The organism is Deferribacter desulfuricans SSM1 (genome assembly GCF_000010985.1).
GTDB lineage: Bacteria > Chrysiogenota > Deferribacteres > Deferribacterales > Deferribacteraceae > Deferribacter > Deferribacter desulfuricans.
This window is the reverse complement of the sequence record NC_013940.1, coordinates 291378-308544: the sequence shown is the minus strand read 5'-3', so window position 1 is coordinate 308544 and position 17167 is coordinate 291378. Positions and strand designations below refer to the sequence as shown.

9 protein-coding genes are annotated in these 17167 nt (G+C 22.4%); 6 read left to right on the top strand and 3 right to left on the bottom strand.

What is annotated here, in order from left to right; all coding sequences use genetic code 11:
• The first annotated feature begins 390 nt into the window (after positions 1-390).
• The 3 genes from DEFDS_RS12480 (at position 391) to DEFDS_RS12470 (ending at position 9745) form a co-directional block, all read left to right on the top strand.
• A complete protein-coding gene (locus tag DEFDS_RS12480; protein WP_013009098.1) occupies positions 391-2019 on the top strand; it encodes a hypothetical protein in 1629 nt (542 codons plus the stop codon).
• Positions 2019-4886 (top strand): hypothetical protein, encoded by a 2868-nt coding sequence (locus tag DEFDS_RS12475; RefSeq protein ID WP_013009097.1) that lies wholly within the window; start codon positions 2019-2021, stop codon positions 4884-4886. The genes DEFDS_RS12480 and DEFDS_RS12475 overlap by 1 nt, the downstream gene beginning before the upstream one ends.
• A gap of 134 nt (positions 4887-5020) precedes the next feature.
• A complete protein-coding gene (locus DEFDS_RS12470; RefSeq protein ID WP_041224042.1) occupies positions 5021-9745 on the top strand; it encodes a DNA polymerase in 4725 nt (1574 codons plus the stop codon).
• Between the two features lie 32 nt (positions 9746-9777).
• On the opposite strand, the gene DEFDS_RS12465 is transcribed toward DEFDS_RS12470, so the two are convergent.
• The 3 genes from DEFDS_RS12465 to DEFDS_RS12455 form a co-directional block, all read right to left on the bottom strand.
• On the bottom strand, positions 9778-10800 hold the full coding sequence (locus DEFDS_RS12465; protein WP_013009095.1) for a nucleotidyl transferase AbiEii/AbiGii toxin family protein: 1023 nt from the start codon (positions 10798-10800) through the stop codon (positions 9778-9780).
• A gap of 21 nt (positions 10801-10821) precedes the next feature.
• Positions 10822-11568 carry a DUF6088 family protein gene (locus tag DEFDS_RS12460; protein WP_013009094.1) on the bottom strand — a complete coding sequence of 249 codons (747 nt, stop codon included), beginning with the start codon at positions 11566-11568 and terminating at the stop codon, positions 10822-10824.
• A gap of 131 nt (positions 11569-11699) precedes the next feature.
• On the bottom strand, positions 11700-12989 hold the full coding sequence (locus DEFDS_RS12455; RefSeq protein WP_013009093.1) for a hypothetical protein: 1290 nt from the start codon (positions 12987-12989) through the stop codon (positions 11700-11702).
• A 204-nt stretch (positions 12990-13193) separates the two neighbouring features.
• Between DEFDS_RS12455 and DEFDS_RS12450 the strand changes: the two genes are divergently transcribed.
• From DEFDS_RS12450 to DEFDS_RS12440, 3 genes are all read left to right on the top strand, one after another.
• Positions 13194-13736 carry a hypothetical protein gene (locus DEFDS_RS12450; RefSeq protein WP_013009092.1) on the top strand — a complete coding sequence of 181 codons (543 nt, stop codon included), beginning with the start codon at positions 13194-13196 and terminating at the stop codon, positions 13734-13736.
• 305 nt (positions 13737-14041) lie between these two features.
• Positions 14042-15304, top strand: coding sequence for a hypothetical protein (locus DEFDS_RS12445; RefSeq protein ID WP_013009091.1), 1263 nt, complete (start codon positions 14042-14044; stop codon positions 15302-15304).
• Positions 15305-15329: 25 nt separating this feature from the next.
• Positions 15330-17165: a hypothetical protein gene (locus tag DEFDS_RS12440; RefSeq protein ID WP_013009090.1), complete on the top strand. Its 1836-nt coding sequence runs from the start codon at positions 15330-15332 to the stop codon at positions 17163-17165.
• The last annotated feature ends 2 nt before the right edge of the window (positions 17166-17167 follow it).

Below are 17167 nucleotides of genomic sequence, written 5' to 3'. Positions count from 1 at the left end.
CGTTAAATGTAATAAAGGTATAGATATGTATTAAAGACTATAGTATTATAAATACAAAGCTGATTACTTATATAATTTATTTTATATCTTATATACCGGACCAGAAAATTTTAAGATCATTGTTAATTTAAAAAATATAGTTATTACATACGAATAAATTCTCAAATAAATTTTTAAATATTTAATTTTGTATAAATTTTATATACTAATCTGCTTAAAAATATAAATAAAATTTTATACAAATAATTTTTTATTTATTTAAAATAGTCTACTTATTTAAATTACCATTAAAAATTAAAATTATATTTTTTTGATTTATTTTTTTATGATTTATTTTAAAATTTTGTGTTATATTAGTTATAAGAAAGTATTAACAAAGGAAGGTGTATTATGAGAAGTAATAAACAAATAAATTATTATTTCGTTGCTTTAAATATCTTATCTAACATAAATTATATGTTAGAATCTTATAAAACTATAAATAAAAATGAAATAGAACCTATATTTAATTTATATACGGAAAATAATTTTGATACATTGCAGAAACAAATGGACTCTTTAAAAAAGGAATTAATAAATGAAGATAGTAAATTACTTATAAATACACTTGTAAATTCCTTAGGCTATTTATCATCAGCTTTAACAAAAATAATAGAAATAAATAAAGAATCACTATTAAAACATACTCAACATTCAATAGCTTTATTTACTTTATTAAAAGATACTATTAATGAAGAAAACAATATTAAACAACTTTATGACTTAATAGGTTTTTATATCTACAACAATCCTGAACTATTAACTATTTATGATAAAAAAGAAGGTATAGAACAACCAATACCTAAAAGTAAAATTCGTACTGATATAAATATAAGACCTAAAACTGAAATGAATACTAAACTGAAAGAGACATTTTTTAATACAAACACAGATTTCCTAATTAGTATAAGTTCAAATCCAATACTAAAAGATTTAGATAAATTTGTTAAAATTAATTATCCAGAACAATCTTTTGATATTAATAATTTTACCCACTTCATAAATAAAAACAAAGAAAAAATTCTAAATTATTATGTAAAAAATAGTTATGATAGACTAAATACTTTCATAATTGATCTAAATTTAATTAATTTATTAGAATTTTTATATGAAAATTCAATTGCATACCCTAAAGTGTTTAAAGTTAACAACTTTGATCATATAGTATATACATCAAAAATAGTAGATTATAAAAATCTCATATATTATGTTTTAGATTACTTAGGTGAAAACAATCTTATTGAAGATATTAATAATATAATTAACTTATTAACACAAAACCCTAATAATAAATTTGAAATGACAGCATTTGATATTAAGGAATCAATTGAGGGTATCAATGAAATAGATTATAAACATAAAGTTATCCAAACCAGTTCAGATTCATTTAAGATTCATACGGAAAACATTTTCTTAGATGAAATATCAGAAGATTTTTCTAATGGTGATACAATTCATATAAATAAAGCACTTGCTATTTCTATTTATGATTTTGTAAAAACTTTTTCTGGTAAATATGCTATTCTTAATCAATTGGTTGAAAAATTACCTGATGATATAAATAAATTAAACGCAGAACAAATAACTATGTTATTAAATGATTTTGTAGATATTGTTTTATCAAGTAATATAACATTACATATGTATTACACAAATGATTTTCTTACTAGCTTTATAACTAAATTAAATGAAGATATGAATAATACAAAATCAGGTTTAACTATAAATCATTTAAGTGATATCTTAAGTAAAAACTTAATAAATCATTTTATATTTATAGCTAATTATCTAGAGCAAAAATATGCTATAGATCAAATACCTTTAGGATTTAAAAACACATTTTTAAAAAATATAAATCAATTAGATAATATTATGGCTGAAAAATATACTAAAAGAGTTTTAAATGATACAAAAAATCAAATAAACCAAAGCAATATTATTGGTGATGTCAAACCAAATGACGAACCAAGAGGTGACTAATGGAAACTTTAGAAACTAGAAAAAATAATATAGTTAATGCTTATTTTAAATTAGATTTAAATTATATAGATAATTTAAGAGATAAACTTGTAAAAAAGTATTTAACAACGGATTCTAAAATCAAGGATCCTGTTCAGATAAGAAAAGATATTCAAAAATTTTCAGAATTAACTAATTTACCTATTTTGGAAAATAGTGATTTTATTGATATTATAAAAAATAAGAAATTAATATCATTTAATGATATAAGTGAATTAAGTGATAATATAAAAAATCCTATAGAAAGTATTGATTATCTATCTTCTATAATAAAACCATTTTTAAAAGAGGATGATTATAGTTATGAAACTATACAGAGTGATATAACTAAACAAACAACAAATAAAGAATTTGATTGGTTTACTCAGTTTAATGAGAATATTAAGAAACAATATTATGCTACAAATAACAAAGAAGAAGAAAACACAAAGAATTTTATAGAATCTTACAATATATTCTTTGGTTTAAAAAATAAAGAAATCGAAGATTTAGAAAATTCATCTTTAACTTTTTTAAATTCTTTTAAGTTTGTATTTAGAGAAGATTATTTTAATGAATTAGATAATCTTATAGAAACTTTTCTATCAATTGAATCTTCTGATTCTTCTATATATGATTTATTTAATGTACTTAGTGATTATCAAAATACATTGAAAGAAGTAAAAGAAAACTTTCAAAATATAACTATAGAAGATTTATTTATGTTTTACGGCCAGGTTAATACATTACATAATAACATTATGCAATTATATGATAATGCAAATATAAACAAAATACAATTAACGGAATTAAATCGTTATAATAATATACTGCTTACAAACTTACAATTAATGCTTAAAAGCTATTTGGAACAAAATTATATATACGCTAACAAAGGAACTGAATATACAGAAGAGGATAAAAACCAAAGAATTGAATCTGTATTTAATAAAATAGCAATTCAAGCAGAAGAAAACTATAAATCTCCTTTAAATGTTAAAGAAATAGATTGGGTCAAAATAGGATATAACGCAGGTATACCTATTAAAGTAGATACAAAAATATCTGATTTATATTACAGTAATAAATTTAGTTATTATGCTTTATTAGAATATAAAGCAGACAACTTTCAGTGGAAAATTAATAAATTATTAGAATCAAATAATTTGGACCTTATTATTGATATATTAAAAAAGGAAACTGATAGTTACAATCAAGTAATAGATGCTTATGAAGGAGCCTTAGGTAAAAACTCAAAAATTTTACAAGAATTAAGGGATATACAACAACAAATGAAGGAACTTTTATTTGATCCTTATAATAAACATAAATATGATAATATGAGTAAAAAAGAACAAAAATTAAGGAATTTTGTAACTGGATTAAGAGGTATTAGTATATCTAATGTTAATAATACTGAAATAAGACTTGCCTTACAGGCTATTGAGGTGGTTTTAAGTTTATATTTATTATCTCTTAAATTCATAGCTTTAGCTGGGATAAGTACTTATTATAGATACAAAGTAAGAGATTTAATAAATTATGAAAAAGAATATAGAAAACAAATAAAAGAATTTAATAAAGCTAAAAAAGATATGGATAATTTTAAAAATATATTGCAAAATGAAATTAGTACCAAAAAAGTTCAACAAATTATTAAAAACAAGCAATTTTTTGAAGATTATTATGTTAATGTTAAGAATAATACTCAATTTTATTACAATAAAATGCTTTCTGATAACTGGTTAGATACCCAAGCTAAAAAAATTATGAAATCTGGTGATGCTTATTTAAAATATAAAGATGCATTAAAAACATATAGAGATTTTATAATAAAAGCATTAATAGGCAATACTAGAGTAGATGTAGATAAAATAAAACATGTAAAATTAGATATATATAATAACTTTTATAGATCAGTGACAAGAAATTCATTTGTTTTTAATATGCTTAACACATTTTGGAATACAGAAAAAGTAAATGCATTAATTAAAAATCATTTTCCAAAAGAATTACAAGAACTCTTAAAAAACAAAGAATTTAATAATTATTTTGAAGTAATTAAATATTTACATGATAACAAATCACTAATTAATGGTAAAGGGATAAAACTTCCTTCTGATATATTAAACGAAAAACAAATTAAAAATATTGTAGAATCTGATTCATATAAAAAGTTAGATGAATTATCAAAAATATTACAAGAAAAAATAGGAAAAAATTATTTAACCGTAGAAGATATAAATAAATTACCTGAAGAGGTTTTATTTGAAATATTTAAGATTGTAAACAGCGATAAAGCATTTCAAACAGGTGAAATAAGAACATCTATATTTCAAAAAGGTGAATTAGATATTACTCGTTATTTTGACCCATTTGAATTTAATAATAATGTGAATAATTATTCTAATAACATAATGGAAAAAATTGATAATATTGTATTTGAAAAATTACAAGATATAGTATTAGAAAACGATGTGATGGATAATTTCTCTTCAGAAGTTCAAAAAGTAATAAAATCCGTATATGATACTGTTAGTAATCAAAACAATTTCACTAAACCTACAATTGAACTTCAAGGTACAATTATGGACCAGCAGAAAAAAACGAATTTAGTAAATCCAGAGCAATTAAATACAAGTTTATTAAGTACAGCATATCTAAAAGATTATGCAGTAAAAAATGAAGCCTTAAGCTCAAGTAAAAGTATTTTTGACACAGTTCAAGAAATAGAAACACAAAAAACAGATAAAATAGGTGCATTAAAACTAATAGATCTTAATGATTTTTCTCCTTTCAGTAGCAAATCAAAACCTTTAGAAAAAATAGATATGGATATAACAAATTAAAAATATTTTTGATATTATTTAAAATTAGTTAGGAAAATTATTAGTTAATGAAATAAATATTTCTGTTATATTTAATATTAGAATTATTAGTGTAACATATAATATAAATTAATATAATAAAAAAAGGTATGAATATGAATACAAATAATATGGATATTAAACAACAAAACAATAATAATAGTTTTTATGATAAATTTATTAAACCACATGAGACACAAACTAATTTATTTTGTGTACTTTACAACACTAAATTACTCTTAGGAAAACCAGTAGAAGGTAAATACAGTAAAAAACAATATAATGTATTATACAAAAGAGCTTATCTTTTTGTGATGTCTTTATTACGTAGTTATTATTACTACCGTCAAGATAATGTTTTACAGGATTATGCAGAGAGAAATCTCCATTTATATTTAGTTATACCGTCTAACAGAGCTTCTGATATACTTAAATATAGTAAACCTATTTATGATGTATTACATTATTATGAAATTTCTTATACTGTTTTGCTTGACAATCAATTAGATAGTTTTTTTGATAATATAAAAAATAAAAAAACAAAGATAAAATTTGATTTTGTTTATTTACCACAAATTAAGGGAGCATTCGATTTAAATAAAAGATTATTAAATTATTTTGATGTTAATTTAGAAGCTAATAAAAACAGAAAAGATAAAAAAAAGAATAACATTTATTATCATTTTTATGATTATTCATATGAAACAAATTTTTGTTTAAATGATCCATTTTGTCAAAAATGTAAATTATGTCATGTATTTTTTGATCAGCATTATAAAATGGAGTTATCTCGTTTAAAAGAAGATGAAGAATTAAGTTATAAACCTACATATGAAAGATATATTAATAGAATAAAACCTCAAGATTATTACAACAGATTTAAGGACCATAATGTTGATACAAATAATAAAACTACATTGATAGTTAATGATTATAGTTTCTTTCCTGATGCTTATAAGGATACAATATTACATCAAGATACATTACAAGGAGAATATTTTTTAAATACATTTAATAGTATAACAGAGAACAGAGCTCATAAATCTGCAACTTTTTACTTAGATAAAGCAAGGTTGATAAATACGATTAGTGCCACTCCTAAACTATTTAATCTTAATACTACTTATTCTATTAACCATGGTAAAAACTGTGGTATCAATGTTTATTTCGAAGTATTAAAGCATAAACCAAAAAATATATTAGTTTTTGGACCTACAAGTTATAAATTATTTGAAAAATATATTAAAAAATCTTTTTTTGATGCTCGTGGTAAAAGTTTATTAGTGAAATTCTTTAATACGGAGTTCATGTTATTCCCTACTATTAGTCTTAATACAATCATAAAAAACAGAAATTTTGAAACTGTATTTAATGTTGACTTGTTTAATTTTTTAGTTTCATCAGGTATGTTATTTAATACAGACTATAAAAAGTATTTTGAAAATTTAGATAAAAAATATAAAAATTTTGATGAAAAAATTATTGTTAGAATAAGAAACTTAAAACAGTTATCAGAACATTTAAGCGAATTGACAGTATTTTCTGAACCTTTTGTAGCGTTGGATATAGAAACTAATGGTTTAAAAGGTTATTCTACAGATAAACATAAAAATACAATTACTATGTTTTCCATTACTAAGGTAGATCCTAAAACAAAACAACTTAAAACATATGTTATTGGATATGAACATAAAGATATTATGAATCAAATGGATGAAAAATCTTTTAAATTATACAAAAACAATGTAAGAAAACTTATATTAAATTATCTAAATTCTGAAAATATTATCAAAATATTTCACAACGGTACATTCGATGTTTCTTATATAATGAATAAATTAAATATAAGTCCTAATGAGATAAAAGTTACACGTTATTTTGATACTATAAATATTTTATACCTACGAATGGAAGAAAAACTGAAAGGTTGGCAGAAATTAGATAACTTAGCAATGTTAAGAAGTAAATTACGAACTTATTACTTTTATATGCATGATTATGTAGATACATTAAAAAATAAATTATCAGAATTAAATTCACTTATTAATAAATTTAGAAAATACGATTTAACTGAATCTCAAATAAGTTGTTTCTTAAATATAAATAAAACGTTAATAAATTATTATTATATTTATCGTACTAAATTAGATATAGAAAATAAAAATTCATTAAATGATTTTTTAAAGTATATGATAACTGTTTTTTCAGCAAACAATTATGATGATTATTATAGTTTATTAGGTAAAAACTTAGATGTATTAAATCATTTAAGAGAATCAGGTTTGGATGAAGTAACTATAGCTAAATTGCTTATTACAACAACTTTTTTAAATATTGATTTGTTAGAACTTGATAACTATAAAGATAATTTATCAGTATTGTATAAAAATTTAATTAATTACATAAATAATTTTTATAATATAGATCCTGAATTATTAAATACTTTTATTCCTAAAAGAAATTTAAACAGCATTATTGAATTAATAAATGTTTATAAAGAAAAAAATAAAATAGATACACAAAATACAACAAATATAATTACATTAAGTAATTTTCATCAAAATAATTTTAAATATATAACTTTTAGTTTTAATGATACTTTAAATGAAAAAGTTGGTTATAAATCACAAATGGTTCATTTATTTAAAGATTTATTTGATTTAGTAAGTACTAAAAATAATATTGTTAAAATAGATGAGTTTGATTACAGTTATATTAATTTTGATGAACAATCCTTTTATGCTGCTGGTGATACTTATGCAACTTATGAGGCATTTAAACTTGATTATATGAATTTCCTGAAACGTGATAGTAAATCTATTTTAAAGGAATATCCTATTCCACTTGTTCTCTTAAATGATATTTTATTACCTATATCAGTTATTCAATCCCAAGGTATAAAAATAGAACCTGATGATTATGAATTTATGAAAATTAATTTTAAACGAAGCTTAGAAGAATTATTGAAAAATATTTATAATCATCCGGACTTAAAACCTTACATTGAAGAATTTGAAGCTAAATATAAAGAAAAATTTAATATACAATCTGCTGAACATTTGACTCATATGTTTTACGATTATTTACAGGTTCCAGATAAATATAAAACTTTTACTGATAAAGGTAACATTCAAATGAATGAATCTGCAATTAAAAAGATAAAAGGGATAGATATTGAAGATGAAAGTATACAGGATAAAAAGAAAGTTGAGATTGCTAAATATTTAGCTGAAAAAACACTTGAATACAGAACCTTTAGTAAATTATATTCAGCATATATACAAAGCTACAACAAAAATGATCTTATTGATACAAATTACATAGTACATCCTAATTATTTTACTACGGGTACGGTTACAGGACGTATGTCCAGTTCTGAACCTAACTTCCAAAACATTCCTAAGGGTGACCTACCAAAAGAGTTTCAGGTGAAAAATATATTTGTATCAAGATATTTAAACAGTAATAAATATTTTGAAGATAACGATTATAAGAAACCAATTACAGGTATTTTATTACAGGCAGATTATTCTCAAATGGAATTACGTGTATTAGCAATGGTAAGTCAAGATGAAAACTTAAAAAATGCATTTATTAGTGGTGAAGATATTCACTTAGCTACAGCAAAAAGTATAACTGGAATGGATTACTTATCTAAAGATGTAGATGAAAATACAGAAATTACTCCTGAAGTAAAAAACTTAATTACGAAATATAAACAATACTGGGGTAAAGAAGCGGAAAATCTTACTGATAAAGAAATATTGAGTAAAATAGCTCATGATACAGAAGTTATAAGAAAAAAAGCCAAAACAGTAAACTTTGGTATAGTTTACGGTATGACAGCAGCAGGATTAGCAGAAAGAATTAACGTATCTTTAAAAGAGGCTGAAAAGTTTATAGAGCAATATTTAAATGCGTTACCAGGTGTTCAAAATTATATTATTACCAAACAAACAAAAGCCAAAGAGAAAGGTTATGTAGAAACTATTTGGAACCGTAAAAGAAATCTATTAAATGCTAAAGTCTATCTTCATGATATAGAACAAATTATAAAGCATTATAAAGATAAACTATATTCAAAAAATACTCCTGAAGAAGATAAATTATTTTATAACAATATTATTTATGGATTAAAACAAATGTATTATGTAGGTACCAAATCATTAAGACAAAGTATTAATGCACCTATTCAAGGTGGAGCTTCAGATTTTACTTTTGTGTCTCTTATTTGTTTAAATCATGCTTTTTTAACATTAAAGGAATTAAATATTCCAGTTTATAATAAAGAAACTAATCAGATAGAATATATCAGACCTGTATTGATAGGTACTGTACATGATTCAATAGTTATAGATATTCCTGTACATACAAAACATTATATAGTTCATAAAGTAATTAAACTCGTAAAAACTATTATGGAGGACCCATTAAATTATTTTATAAATATTTTCTTACCTGATGTATATAAAGTAGCTCCTGATGTTAATTTAACAGAATTAAAAAAAGAGCTTAATTCTATTCGAGATTTATATTTACAAGTACCACTAAAATCTGACGTTGAAGTTGGTTATAGATGGGGTATTCTCCACGAAGTAAAGGATGTTGATGTAGATACATATGATAAATTAATCAATGTAATTGGTGAATATAAGAGTCTTAAAGAAATTGTTGAAAGTAGTAAACAGGAAAATAAAGAAGAAAATAAAAGTATATTAGATGAAATAGAATTTACAGAAGAAGAATTAGATAGTAATAGTAGCTTAGATAATAATGATTTTATACAAAACAAAGAGTCTTCCGATCAGGATGAAATAGTAATCGACCAGTTTACTTTATGATGTTATATAGTACTTATATATTTTAATACATTCTAAAGATTTTTAAGAGCATCTCTTATTACAGTTAAACTTTCTATAATATCAATTATAGGTGGTAAATCTTCTTTACCTTTAAAGAGTAGTTTTACAAAATTATTTTCATAAAATCTGGCTAATTTTTTGAATGAATCAGGGTTATAAAATATCTCAGCTTGGTAATAAGGTTTTTCTAACCATAGTTTTATAGCGATATCATCTGTTTTGCTGTATGTGAATCTTGCTCCTTTATCATCTTTTTTTATTATATTAATAAGTTCTCCAAACCTTTTTTGACTAGTTATAAGATTTTGGATATCTTTTAATTGTAGTAATATATGTAAATCATATATATGTCTAATTTTGTCTTGTAAAATTCTTTCTCCTTTAAAGGAAGCTTTAGCAACAGAACTGATTTTTTCACAAAAAGTTCTTTCTATGGATAATACGTTTAATTCAAAAGGTTCAAGTGAAAACTTAGAAACAAGTTCATTTTGTATATCTTCTGGTAACTGTTCTTGTATGTATTGGTATATGTAAGTAGATATTGAATATTTTTTCTTAGGTACTGGACGAGCAAAACCATTTATTTCTAATAATATTTGTTCTCTTAAAGTATCATCTTTAGTATTTTTTGGATATGAAACATATGTTCTTCTTATATTTTCATAAGCTTGGTTTTTAGGATTATCATCTTTATTTAATGGTGGTACGATTAGTTCCTTAGAAAGTTTAGAGATTACATTTCTTATTTTACTACGAGACCAACTATCATTATAATCGATAGCAAGATCAATATCTTCGGAGAATCTATTGATAATTTTGTATGCTTTACTCAAAGAGGTTCCACCTTTAAATACAACATTATTTTGATCTGCTATAATACTATTATTAGAATCTAAGTGCTTAAAATTTAGAATTCTTTTTAATAAAAAACATAACCAATAATCACGCTCAATAAAAGGTATAGGTATTTTAAGGTATTCAGAAGTTTTAAGTACAAGTATTTCAAAATCTTCTCTACTTTCATGTAGATTCATAATTTTTCCTTTATTTTTCTATTATGTTTTAATTATATTCCATTTTTTTAAATTAGTTAAATTTGTATTAAAATTTATTTTGAATTTAGTTAATGGATTTAAGTTATCTTTAATATATGAAGCATATTGTCTATACTTGGTGTTATCTAAAATAACACCTAATAATGCTCTAACAAAAGGGCTATATTTTAAAGAGTAACCGATTATTTTTTTTATAAATTTTGGCGAGCTTTCATTTAATTCATTTTGTAAAAATCGAATTACATTTTCTGGTTTTACATCTATCGCTTGCTTAAGATATTTTAGTAGGTCCAAATATTGTAATGCTCTAATATCATCTTTAGTTCTAATTGGAAATTCAAGTGGAATTAGTGATAATCTCATTCCATTAGATAACATAAGTGTTGTTTTGGATTTTCTTTTTTTAGTTGCAATTGTAAGTTCTGATGGAACCTGTGTAGAAAGCTTATAATGATTATATAATGCTAAACCGGTAATGTAGCCTATGTAGCGTTTACGGTAACCACTATCATATAAATATAATTCTGCTACTTTTTGCCATGTAACAGGAAGTTCACCTAAATAACTATTTTTTGGTCTATAATACTTTCCTCTACCAATTCTTTTTAAATATCCTTCCTTAGCTAATTTACTTAATGTAGTTGCTAAGCTATTAACATTAATATTTCTATTGAAGCGTTTTACATCGTTTATTGTAAATACAGTACCTTCTGGTATTGTTTTTATATAATCTCTTATTCTTGTCATATTTATAATATAGTAAAAATTTTTAAGTAAATCAAGTAAAATACTTAAATTTTTTTAAATATAATTATTTGATAATTAAAAATTATTTATTCCGTTTAATTTATACTATTATTAAATTATTTTTTAATTATTTATTCGTTTACAAATACTACATAATCTGCAGGTAGTTTTTCTTTTATAATAGTAAGAATAGTGTTAAATTCTTCATCTGATAATTTGTTACGGTTTTTCAATGTTTGAAGCTTAATTACAATTTGATCTTTCACTATAATAGTAGCATCAGAGATATGGATTGACTTGTTTAATGTTTTCTGGCTTTCTTTTTCTATTGATTTCAATATATCTAAAATACCAGTTAAAGTTAATGAAGTTATAATGTATAATGCATTTTTGGATATATTTTCAATAGCAGTTAAAATCTTATCATTTACCTTGATAGTTGATTGCAGGATGTGTTCTAAATTGAGAATATTTTTGTTATAAATATCAAAAAATAAGGTGAAAAATAAATTTTTAATAATATCTAACGATAATGATAAATCATTTGATTTGTATATATCATTTATATCTGTTGTACCTATTAATGAATTAAAAAATGCATCGTAGTTTTCTTTTGTTTTTTCAAAATATTTCTTATTTATAATATGCTCATCAAGAGTCGTATCAGATACAGTACTAATTTGTTGATTTAATAATTGTTGTAGTTGATTAACATTGATTCCTTGTTCTGCTTTTATATTTATATCTGTATTTATATTTGAAACCGCAGATTTAGTTTTTTTAGTTCTTTTAATATCTTGTGTTGGTTTTTGAGTCTCTTTTGTTGTAGTGGTTTCAGCTAAAATGTCATTTTCAGTAGTTATTGTGTCTTCTATGTCTATGTTTTGTGTATCGATTAAACTTAAAGAGCTATCTTGTAAATTAAAATCAACGTCATTATCTAAATCAATTATTTTTATTGATTCTTTTTGAGATTGTGTTTCTTTTTTTTGTGTTTCTTTAATATGTTCGTTATCATTATCATTTTGTATATCTGATATATTATCAGATTGAGTAGAATCGGACAATGTGGATAGTATGTAAGCGATACTGAGTCTAACGTATAAAGAAAAATTTTTGTTTAATTGATTAATAAAGTCAAAATATTCTTGGTTTTCTTTAGTTACGCTTATACTTTTTATAACATTTTCCGAGTTTTCATATTTCTTCAATAAGTAGTGTTTTGTATCTAATTCTTCAACCCATTTGTAGTTAGGATTTTTATTTTTAAAATAGTTATAATAAGCATGAACTAAAAAATTAATAAACCCTGAAAATGTTTTTACTCCATATTTTTCTTTTATAACTTCTTTTTTTTCTAAATAGTCTTTATATAATTTATCTGGGATAGATATAGTTTTAACAATATGCTGATTCCCCATTTTATTCTCCTTATATCTTTTTTATAATTTTTATATTTTCCCTTATAAAACACCATCCTATTATATTATAAAAAATTATTATATATAAGTCAAGTTGAATATAAACCAAAAACTATAGTGTATATATTCAAATATAAAAAAATACTTGACATTTTATATAAAATTTAATATAATAAAATTAAAATTAAGAAAGAGGTGGTAAATATGAAAAAAATACTAATAGTTATTTTAAGTATATTTACTATAAGCACAACAGTATTAGCTAAAGTAAATAATCCTCTTATTGAAAACAAAAAATTACAACAGATAATTAAGTTATTACCTGATAATCAAGAAATAATAGTGAAAGACGATGTACTTACCTATTATTATAAAGTATATAAAACTGACAAATATATTACGATTAATAAAATATATATAGAGTCTGTAAAAAATTATAAAATAAAAATAAAAAAGTATTATAATTATTATGTTTATGATCAGGTTATTTTTATTTATGATAATAATTTTAAATTACTTAAGACATTTTGGAATGCAGATTTTGATAAATTAATGGATTACTTTAACAGAAACGGTAAACTAATTAGAATGTATAAAATGCATGTATTTAATATAGATTCTACTTTATATAAAATCTTACCAATTTTAATAGATGTAGAAGATGATAAAAGTTTTTATAAATATCAAGTTTATATGTATAATAATAAAATACAAAATTGGGTTTATTTATACGATTTTATGGAATAAATTAAATAAGTTAATTAAAGCTACTGTTGCTTAGTATTTATAAGTAACAGTAGTTTTTTATCTATTTTATTGATTTTGATTCTTTGTAGTTTTTTCAGTTTATCTTTTTATCTTTATTTCTATAAAATATACTGTGGTTTTATCTTATTTATTTAGTAATTTATTGTTAATATTAACAAAATATTATTATTGTCACTTTCTAATATTTATTTATAGAATTGTTTTTATATAAGTTAGTTTAAAAATATTTGTTATATTAATTAATAGAAAATTTTATATAAAAATAATATCAATGAGGTATTACTATGTTAACAAAAACTTTTAAATTAACATTTGCTGATGAAACTTATAAAGTACATTACGGATTATTAGATGATATCGATTATGTAACTACTATAATAAATGAGCTTAAAGGTAAAGATAATAGTTTAATATTTATGGATTTAGAAACTACCTTTGGTGATAATAACGAAAATATTATAGTATTAAATAAAGCTAAAGAATTAGATAATAAACCTATATTAATGCAGTTAAAATTACCAAAAAGTGATAAAGTATTTTTAGTAGATTTTACAAGATATTTTAATTACTGTACTGAACAGCAACAACAGCAATTGATAAAATTTTTACAGCAATACAGTATAGATACTGATAATATTGAAAAAAAATTACTTTACACCAAAGGTAATTTTTATAATTTTCGAAAATTATTAGATTTATTTATCAAACAGAATAATCAACTTGTTTTTCATAATGGTATAAGTTTTGATATAAGAGTATTATATGATTTTTACTCTATCTTCCATAAAGATTTTAGTGATCTGTTAAGTTATATAAAAGATAACTTATTAATTGATACAATGAAAATTTATAAAGATAAGTTACAAGAACCTGGAGAGAAAAAATCAAATTTAAAGTATTTGGTTAAAAAATATATTAATTATGATTTAGATAAAACATATCAGAAATATGATTGGACCATAAGACCTATTGATAAAAATGCTTTAGTATATGCAGCTTTTGATGTTATCTTTTTAGAAAAAATATATGATAAAATGATGGAAGAAATAAAAATTAAAAATGAACAGCGTAATCAAGCTGTAAACAATATGGATTTGAAAGAAATGTTAATGCAACATAGAATGATTACTGAGCAAATAAATAATTTAATTGAACAAATTAAACCTTTAGAAGAACAACAAAAACAAATTGAAAAACAAATTCAAGATTATATGGAAGTTAACCAGACTGAAGAAGTTGATACAGATTTTGCCGTAGTTACCTATAAAAAGACATTACGGTCTAAAAGAATAGTTGATATTAATAATTTAGTTAGTAAATATATTAACTCAAAAGAACAAATCGATATGTTAATGAAGGAAGTAAATTTAAGTTTGAAAAAAGTAGAAGAATTTATAAAACAAAATGTATTACCTGAAGATGTATTACAGGACCAAGATGTGATTAAAAAAGTAATAGAAGAATCAGCATCACCTAAATTAAAAATTAAGTTTAAAGAACCAGAGCCTAGTGCTGATAGTAATGCAGAATCTTTAACCATATTATAATAGATTAACTATTATGAGGTGATATATGAAAGTTAGTCAAATACAAGAACCTATCAGAAAAGAATTAGATAGGCATTATTTAAATTTAAAATTAGGCAAAACGATATACAATATAGTAGGTAAACATGGTATTAGTAAAACTGCTACTATATTTAATGATGAAATGGTTAAAAAATCTAAACTGTTATCCACTATGGTTTTGTTTTATGATTTATATGATAAAGAATGGATTGAGGATAGAAATACTAAAATATTATTTGGTGAATTTAAAAATAGTGAGTTACCTACTAAAATTAAATATAGTGAATTAAAAAAATATATTCCTATATTAGAAGAATTTCTTAATAAAACCTTCCCCTACTCTTCTCAAATTCCATATGTGTACAATTCAGCTGTGTTTTTATATGAGCTATTAAAAAATAGAGTATATACTTTTGCATATATAGATGTAAATAATAAAGATGCGAATAAAAATGGATTAAAAAATATAAACTTTTATTTCAACAAAAAATCTACTGCAAAATATATGTTAAATATGGATCAAGATGAATTGATACTTTTAACAATGAATAATGTTTTAAGTATCTTAGATTCTTTAATTAAAAAAATAAGTACCTTAGATTATAATAATCTAAATCAATCCTTACAAGATTTTAATTTTAAAAGTTTAAATGATTCTTTAGAAAAAACAGTTTATAAAAAGTTATCTAATAAATTATTTCTTGATAAATATAAAAGTTATGTAATTAGAATATTTAGTGTAGCAGGACTTAGAGCTACTGATTTTGGATATCAATATATTGATGAAGATTCAACTGTAACATCAAACTCATTTAATGTACCTAACATTGAAAATGTTTCTAATGGTATTTATCCTTTGTTTGGTTTCTTTGTATTAGATGATGGCTTTATAAACCCTGAAATTCTAACTATTTATTATGGTTTGTTTGATGAAAAAAATCCTACAATTGCAGGTAAACCTATAGCTAAAACAATAGTTCCTGTAGTTTTAAGTAATGAAGCTACAGACAGAGTTGTATCCCGGACTAAAATGTTAATGAGTGGAGCTCATAATACCAGGGTTGTTACTTTACATGTAGAACCGGATTTAGCTTATAATTTAGAATATTTAATTACTAAAGAAATTAATCCTTTAGTAGAACAGATAGAAGAATTATTGGAAATTAAACAAATAGATATTAACTTAAAAGAACAAATAAAAAAACAGATAGATACATTTATAAAAACAATTAAAGCATCTAAAACTATCAAATTATATGAAAAATTACTTAATAATGAAGAAGATGAATATACTTTTGATTCTTTTGACTTAAGGGTATTAAAACAATTACTGGTAAAAAACATATTTTATGGATATTTAGATCATGTATTAGACTCTCAATCTATAAAGGATTTTCGTGATTATGTTATACTTACTTTAAAAACTTTAAAGTCAAGTGCAGACCATAATGTGGAAAGTAATCCTAAGTTAGAATTACTAAAATATTTAGAAAGAGAAGTTAAAACATCTATGGACGCATCCATGGTTAAAAATGATTTGTTAATTGATATAAATAATTTATTATCTTTAGACGATGAGTCTTTTGTAAATAAAGTTAATGAGATACAAAAACATTTATATAGTCAAAAAACTGGATTAATTAATTCATTAGTAGTATTTTTTAATAGTGGTAATCCTGTATCAACTATTGAATCTAAAAGATTATATATGTTATTATCATTGCTAGGGTCAGATGAATTAAAGAATATACAGACTAGATTAAACTCAGAAGGTAAAGAATTATATGCATATGTTTTTGATACCTCACAACTTGATGATGGATTTAAAATAGGTATATAAAA

Bases quoted from the DNA above. Each gene is read 5' to 3' on its own strand.
- DEFDS_RS12480 (WP_013009098.1), top strand. From the start codon at position 391: ATGAGAAGTAATAAACAAATAAATTATTATTTCGTTGCTTTAAATATC.
- DEFDS_RS12475 (WP_013009097.1), top strand. From the start codon at position 2,019: ATGGAAACTTTAGAAACTAGAAAAAATAATATAGTTAATGCTTATTTT.
- DEFDS_RS12470 (WP_041224042.1), top strand. From the start codon at position 5,021: ATGAATACAAATAATATGGATATTAAACAACAAAACAATAATAATAGT.
- DEFDS_RS12465 (WP_013009095.1), bottom strand. From the start codon at position 10,800: ATGAATCTACATGAAAGTAGAGAAGATTTTGAAATACTTGTACTTAAA.
- DEFDS_RS12460 (WP_013009094.1), bottom strand. From the start codon at position 11,568: ATGACAAGAATAAGAGATTATATAAAAACAATACCAGAAGGTACTGTA.
- DEFDS_RS12455 (WP_013009093.1), bottom strand. From the start codon at position 12,989: ATGGGGAATCAGCATATTGTTAAAACTATATCTATCCCAGATAAATTA.
- DEFDS_RS12450 (WP_013009092.1), top strand. From the start codon at position 13,194: ATGAAAAAAATACTAATAGTTATTTTAAGTATATTTACTATAAGCACA.
- DEFDS_RS12445 (WP_013009091.1), top strand. From the start codon at position 14,042: ATGTTAACAAAAACTTTTAAATTAACATTTGCTGATGAAACTTATAAA.
- DEFDS_RS12440 (WP_013009090.1), top strand. From the start codon at position 15,330: ATGAAAGTTAGTCAAATACAAGAACCTATCAGAAAAGAATTAGATAGG.